The 6,653-nt window shown below is 40.2% G+C and carries 5 protein-coding genes, 1 pseudogene and 2 riboswitches; all 6 genes and pseudogenes read left to right on the top strand.

Translation table 11 applies throughout. From position 1 onward, the window contains the following. Positions 1-204 precede the first annotated feature (204 nt). Positions 205-308: riboswitch (TPP riboswitch) on the top strand. A gap of 116 nt (positions 309-424) precedes the next feature. The 6 genes and pseudogenes from ABU914_RS12660 (at position 425) to ABU914_RS12635 (ending at position 6,636) form a co-directional block, all read left to right on the top strand. Beyond that, the gene (locus ABU914_RS12660) at positions 425-1,177 is read left to right on the top strand and encodes a 3-oxoacyl-ACP reductase (RefSeq protein ID WP_379670090.1); all 753 of its coding nucleotides are present in this window, start codon (positions 425-427) and stop codon (positions 1,175-1,177) included. A gap of 43 nt (positions 1,178-1,220) precedes the next feature. Further along, positions 1,221-2,522 (top strand): LLM class flavin-dependent oxidoreductase, encoded by a 1,302-nt coding sequence (locus ABU914_RS12655; protein WP_379670089.1) that lies wholly within the window; start codon positions 1,221-1,223, stop codon positions 2,520-2,522. 404 nt (positions 2,523-2,926) lie between these two features. After that, a pseudogene (locus ABU914_RS15520) lies at positions 2,927-3,126 on the top strand (transposase); the annotation flags it as partial. 97 nt (positions 3,127-3,223) lie between these two features. Then, a riboswitch (FMN riboswitch) is annotated at positions 3,224-3,360 on the top strand. Between the two features lie 251 nt (positions 3,361-3,611). After that, a complete protein-coding gene (locus tag ABU914_RS12645; RefSeq protein WP_379670087.1) occupies positions 3,612-4,190 on the top strand; it encodes an ECF transporter S component in 579 nt (192 codons plus the stop codon). An 80-nt stretch (positions 4,191-4,270) separates the two neighbouring features. Next, positions 4,271-5,197, top strand: a complete 927-nt coding sequence (locus ABU914_RS12640) for a DMT family transporter (protein WP_379670086.1) — start codon at positions 4,271-4,273, stop codon at positions 5,195-5,197. A gap of 302 nt (positions 5,198-5,499) precedes the next feature. Continuing rightward, the gene (locus ABU914_RS12635; RefSeq protein WP_379670085.1) at positions 5,500-6,636 is read left to right on the top strand and encodes an FAD-dependent monooxygenase; all 1,137 of its coding nucleotides are present in this window, start codon (positions 5,500-5,502) and stop codon (positions 6,634-6,636) included. Positions 6,637-6,653 lie beyond the last annotated feature (17 nt).

Here is a 6,653-nt window from a genome sequence, read left to right as displayed (position 1 = left end):
TAGCCTAAAAAGCGTACAAAAATAGAGTGCTGAAAATATTGGTGTAAAAGAACAACCGAGAATAACTTGACACATACAATAACCGTTATTAATTTGCAAAAGAAGATGTGATATGATACCCTCTTTGTGATAGACTCTAAATAATATGAAAAAATAAATCTATAATTCTTCTATCAGAGATTTTATGAAAACTGCATATTATCTATGAAACACTAGGGGTGTTATTAAATAACTGAGATGAGCATTTGCTCGAACCCTCTGAACCTGAACTAGTTAGGACTAGCGTAGGAAAGTGTAATTTTTCTATATAGGATAAGAAACATCGTTTCTTATTTTATATGTGTAGCTGTTGGGATGACGCAACTTTCCGATTAGATTAGGAAGGTTGCGTTTTTTATATATCAATGATAAAGGAGTGGTTTTGGTGGTAAGAACAGTATTAGTAACAGGAAGTAGTAGAGGTTTGGGGGCAGCGATTGCAAGGACTGTTGCACAGCAAGGGCACTATGTTGTCGTAAACTATTACAAAAGTAAAGATAGCGCGGAAGCACTCGTTTCAGAAATTGGCGACGAGCAAGCGATTGCCATTCAAGCTGATGTGACAAATCGCGAAGAAGTCGATGCATTAGTAACGAAAGCAACAGAACATTTCGGGAAAATTGACGTTGTCGTTAATAACGCTTTAGTGAATTTTAAATTTGATCCGAATGCACAGAAACCTTTCACAGAACTCGCTTGGGAAGATTACGAAGGGCAATTAAACGGAACAATTAAAGCGGCTTTTCACGTCATTCAAAGCGTTTTACCACAATTCATCGAACGTAAAAGTGGCTCGATTATTAACATCGGAACGAACCTTTTCCAAAATCCAGTCGTTCCTTATCATGAATATACGACTGCGAAAGCTGGTTTAATTGGCTTTACACGTAACATCGCGGCAGAACTTGGGCAACATGGCATCAATGCGAATGTCGTTTCAGGTGGTCTGTTAAAAACGACGGATGCAAGCGCCGTGACAACACCAGAAGTTTTTGATTTAATCGCACAATCAACTCCATTGAAAAAAGTTACTACCCCTCAAGACGTGGCGAACATGGTCGCTTTCTTAGCTTCGGAAGCAGCGAATGGAATTACAGGACAAAACATTACTGTTGATGGTGGTTTAACAATGAACTAATGGCAAGGGAACGCTAGAAAGATTATTTTGAGGTGTTACTTAAATGACAAAAGCAAAACAGATGCATATCGGTGTCTTACTTTATGGTTGCGGTCACCATCAGGCCGCTTGGATGATGCCAGATTCAAGTGTTGAACGTCTTGGGGATATTGCATATTATCAGTCGTTGGCGCAAATCGCGGAAAGAGGTTACTTTGATGCGGTCTTTTTTGCTGATAATCAATCGTTTCAAGGGATTAATTCGAATGCGATGCCGGCGTTTTGGTATGATCCGCTTATTAATTTAACGGCGATTTCGCAAGTGACAAAGCATGTCGGCCTTGTCTCCACGATTTCAAGCACATTTTCAAACCCATTTACAGCTGCACGCCAACTACTCAGTATCGATCACATTACAAACGGGCGCGTCGGTTGGAACCTCGTGACATCAATGACGGATATCGAAGCAATGAATCATAGTTTGGATAAGCTACCACCTCACGCTGAACGTTACAAAAAAGCAGCGGAATTTGCTGAACTCATGAATAAATTGTTTCTATCATGGGATCGCGCTGATTTTATCCACGATCGCAAAACAGGCAAACTGATAAATCCTGAAAACATTCAACCGTTTCATCACGAGGGAGATTATTTTAAAGTGCGTGGACCGTCGACGACACCAAAAAGTCCGCAAGGGCGACCTGTCTGCATGCAGGCAGGTGCTTCGCAATATGGGATCGCTTTAGCTGCAAAGTACGCTGATGCTGTCTATTCAGTCTCATGGAATATCAAACAAGCGCAAGCATACCGACAGAAGTTAGACGATCAACTGGAGCAAAGTGACGTACATAAACGTCAAATTAAAGTCTTTCCCGGCTTAGTTACATATGTCGGTCGGACACGTGAAGAGGCTCTTGCAAAAAAACAAGCACTTGATGCAAAACTACCGCTTGAAACAGCGTTAGAACAGTTAAGCATTTTTGTGCAGCAAGACTGTTCGAAATGGGCGATCGATGAAAAAGTACCACCATTGCCACCAGTAGAAGAGTTCACGGGCCCGATCGGACGGTATGAAACAATATTGGAAATCATTCGTGACACAGACCCAACAGTAAGAGAACTCCTTGGTTACTTAAGTGCAGGTGGCGGTCATTTAACATTGATTGGTACGGCTGAAGAAATTGTCGATCAGATGGAAGTTTGGTTTGAAGCGGGTGTGGCTGACGGCTTTAACTTAATGCCACCGACATTACCTGGTAGTTTAGAAGATTTTGTTGAATTCGTCATTCCTGAAATGCAAAAAAGAGGACTTTTCAGAAAAGGCTACGAAACAAGTACGTTTCGTGGTCATTTAGGGTTAGAATAAAGGTAAAAGTGAATAGTGGAGGGAGAAGCGCAACTGGGGGCGCTGGGAGTTCAATTCATGGGTGAACATGAGCTTCCCAGCGAGACCCTATTTTTATGCGAAGCTTCCCGAAAAAGAATGTTACAAATGATGAAAGGAGCCTTATTACTTTGTATGCAAAATGTATTATATTCCACGAATTCGGTCGTCCCCTGGACGTTTTAACTTTTGAGTTGAAAAAGGTTGAACAACCAAAAGAACATGAAGTGATCGTCCGTATGGTTTGCTCACTAAAATTACACATATAAATGTACGTTTTATGAATGGACAAAGTCCAAATAATTGTGTTAAAAAGAATAGGCCATCTGATTGCCTTTACGGTACATGTTTTTAACCATAAAAACTTTACTAGGAGGCAGCTCAAGATGACCCAGCTACATGTTTACATTGAAAACAAAAGAAATACAAAGCCTAATTGACAAGTCTGTCAAATATGTATTTCTAAAAGCATCATATCGCTGTTTTTAATCAGCTAGTGGATGAACAGCGAACATTGTACATTCAAGCGAATGAATATGAACGATCCAATAAACGTACAAGCACGCGTAATGGCTATTACACAAGACGGAGAAAAGGTTAACACAAACTCTATAACGTTTTTCCTTCCCTTTTTACAAAATATACATTATAATTTAAATTAAACAATAAGAATATTAACAACGATTCATCTTCGGGGCGTGGTGAAATTCCCGACCGGCGGTATTGAAGTCAAATGTACTTCTTAGCCCGCGAGCCTTTTAGTGCATGATTTGGTGAGAATCCAAAGCCGACAGTACAGTCTGGATGGGAGAAGATGGAGGTAGCCTTGTGTTCACTTTTTTAATGATGGACACGTTTTAAGTATGCCGATCATTTCTCCCTCAAAGAATCTTCTTTGGGGGTTTTTTATTGTATAGCTAAGCATACGACAGCAAGGTCTGCCTTTCTTCTAAGAATCGGAAAGTGCAATTTGCTCATTCGCAAATGTACACAAATCCGGCTTCTGTATTCCTAAGAAAAACGCGATCGCGTTTTTCTTGGTAAGGGATGAATCTTTAAGGAGAGAGGATTATGAAAAAGTATAATCTTAAGTCTTTTGTAACAATTGGAATGTTGAGTGGTTTGGCGTTCGTACTCATGTTGATTAAGTTTCCGATTCCACCATTTCCGCCGTATTTAACGGTTGATTTTAGTGACATTCCTGCTTTAATCGCAGCGCTTATGTTTGGTCCAGTTGCAGCGATTCTCGTAGAATTATTTAAAAATATTATTGATTATATTGTTATCGGAAGTGAAGCAGGAATTCCGATTGGAAATATTGCCAACTTCCTAGCGGGAATCACGTTTGTTTTACCATCGTATTACGTGTATAAGCGTTTAAAGGCGAAAAAAGGCTTAATCGTTTCATTCATCGTTGGAACGTTGTTTATGGCCGTGTTTATGAGTTTATTAAATTACTTTGCTGTTTTACCTGCCTATATTGCTTTGCTCGGATGGGATCCGATGTCAGCGAGCGCGCTCCGCCAACTCGTTGTCACTGCTGTCTTGCCGTTTAACATTCTAAAAGGAATGATTATCGCGATTATCTTTATGATTATATACAGTCGTATGGGTAAATGGTTCACAGAAAACACGTTGAAAAGTGCATAAAAGAAGAGGGAAGAGGATAAACAATCCTTTTCCTTTTTTTATTTTATTGGCTAAATCGGTATAATAAAAGGAGATCACTCGTGAAATTAAAGTTGGGAGCTCAGGTGAAAAAGATTTATGGATTACTATTTTTCGTTATGCTCGTATGGGGATTAAATGTTTCAGCGTTAAAAGTACTTGTAACAACTGTTGACCCTGTCTTTTTAACGGCGTTGCGTATTTTTACTGCGGGGCTCGCTGTACTCATCATGACGCGCTTGTTAAGCATTTTTCGTTTGCCAACGAAACGTGAACTCGTGACGATTGGTTTTATTGCGATTTTTAATGTTATTTTGCACCATATATTTCTTGCACTTGGACTAGCGAATACATCTGGTGTCAATGCGGGGATTATATTAGGAGCGAATCCGCTCGTCGTGTTAATGCTTTCGATTTTGCTATTGAAAACAGCATTTTCGCGTCTAAAAATTGTTGGTTTTATTCTTGGTTTTCTAGGAATGATGATTACCTCGCTTGCAGGAACAGATGCCTTATCCGTCTTTTCCATCGGTGATGCGATGATTTTAATTTCGATGCTTGCGCAGGCGTATAGCTTTATTTTAATTAGCAAACTTAATCCGACATTTGATCCAAGATTGCTTACAGGTTATATGCTCGTATTCGGTTCGCTCATTATTTTTATCGTGAGCTTTTTTCAAAATGCAAAGTTCACGCAAGTGACGGCACTATTTTCATGGAAGCTCGGTCTTCTTTTTATGTTCAGTGCACTCATTTGTACAGCGGCTGGACATATGATTTATAATTTTGCAATTAAACAAGTCGGCCCAGCAGAAACAGCTGTTTTCGTTAATTTGAACACGTTATTTGCTTTAACAGGAGCAGCCTTTTTTCTTGGAGAACCGATCGTTCTTTGTCATGTCATTGGCTTCTTGTTCATTTTATGCGGCGTGTTTTTTGGTTCGGGCGCCTTTGAGTCTATGCGAAAACCACAATCTAAAGCGTCGTAGAGTAGAGTCAAAAGCTCGATTGAAAATATATGGCATGTGATTTGCAATCGCACTTGATAAATCCTACGAAGTAAAGCAGAGGCGAAAATGGTGTGAAAATTTTTCAATATAGAAAGCTTGGCTTTGGGTCTCCACAAGTACGAGTTATTTAGCAGGGACGCAGTAATCATTGTTGTGGTAAGGCTTTATAGCCTATAAAGCTTGTCACTCAATGTAAAGCCTCAGTTCATCTCCTCTCAAAAAGGGGGGAAAACAGTTTTTATCCGTAAGTTCACACGGGGCGTAGCAAAAGGAGGAAGAAAATGAAATTTATAGTGATTGGCGGTGGCATTGGTGGTCCAGCAGCCGCCTTAATGTTAGATAAAAAAGGCTTTTCTGTTTCTCTCTATGAAAGTGCGGCATCATTAAAACCTCTCGGAACTGGCATTGGTGTTGGCTCAAACGCATTGCAAGCATTGTACGAAGCGGACGTTGGGAAGACCGTTGAAAAATTCGGGAATCGTCTCGATCGTTTAGATTTTTATGATGAGCGTGGACAGTTTCTTAACGAAATGGACTTAAAGGAAATGAGCAAAAAACATCAAGTGAATAATCTTACGATTCATCGTGCAGAGCTTCATGAATCGCTCGTTAATGCTCTGCGACCGGAACTAATTCATTTGAATAAGACGTGTGTGGACATGATTGATGATGGTAAAAAGGTTGTCGTACATTTTGAAGATGGATCGTCTGATGAAGGTGATTATGTCATTGCGGCTGACGGAATCCATTCGAACATTCGTCAAAAACTTGTACCTGGTTCAGCTCCACGTTATTCCGGGTATACATGCTGGCGAGGTGTCGTGCCTGGAAAGCATCCGAATGGTGAGCATACGACGACAGAAATCTGGGGTAAAGGGTTGCGCTTTGGGCTCGCTACATTAAAAGGTAACCGTTTATACTGGTTTGCATGTGTGAATGCGAAACGAAAAGATCCTACATATCAACATTATAAAGTTGAAGATGTCGCACGCCTTTTTTCCGCATTTCCGCCATATGTTTCGGAATTCATTCGTAAAGCGGAGGATAGTGAGCTACTTCATCATGATATTGAAGATATTCGCCCACTTTCAAAATTTGTATACGGGCGGATTATTTTAATGGGTGATGCAGCTCATGCGACGACACCGAACATGGGGCAAGGTGCAGGGCAAGCGATTGAGGACGCGATTGTGCTCGCCAATTGTTTTTCATCTCTTGATGAAGAAGCTGCTTTGAAACGGTATGAACAGAAACGTATAGAACGAACGAAAAAAATAATTACGATGTCTCGACTAATTGGTTTCGGTGTGCAACTTGGAAATCCTTTTGCGATTCGCGCTAGAAATGCACTTTTTAAGCGCGTTCCTTCGTCACTTTTACAAAAAAACTTCGAATTTTTACTCGATGTCGATTTTTAAGAGGTGAGTCGTATGAA

The organism is Pueribacillus sp. YX66, from assembly GCF_041725775.1.
In the GTDB taxonomy this organism is placed as follows: Bacteria; Bacillota; Bacilli; order Bacillales; family UBA6769; genus Pueribacillus.
This window is presented reverse-complemented; position numbering and strand designations above follow the sequence as displayed.

Excerpts from the sequence above, each read along its gene's own strand:
- ABU914_RS12655 (WP_379670089.1), top strand. The coding sequence starts at position 1,221 with ATGACAAAAGCAAAACAGATGCATATCGGTGTCTTACTTTATGGTTGC.
- ABU914_RS12645 (WP_379670087.1), top strand. The coding sequence starts at position 3,612 with ATGAAAAAGTATAATCTTAAGTCTTTTGTAACAATTGGAATGTTGAGT.
- ABU914_RS12635 (WP_379670085.1), top strand. The coding sequence starts at position 5,500 with ATGAAATTTATAGTGATTGGCGGTGGCATTGGTGGTCCAGCAGCCGCC.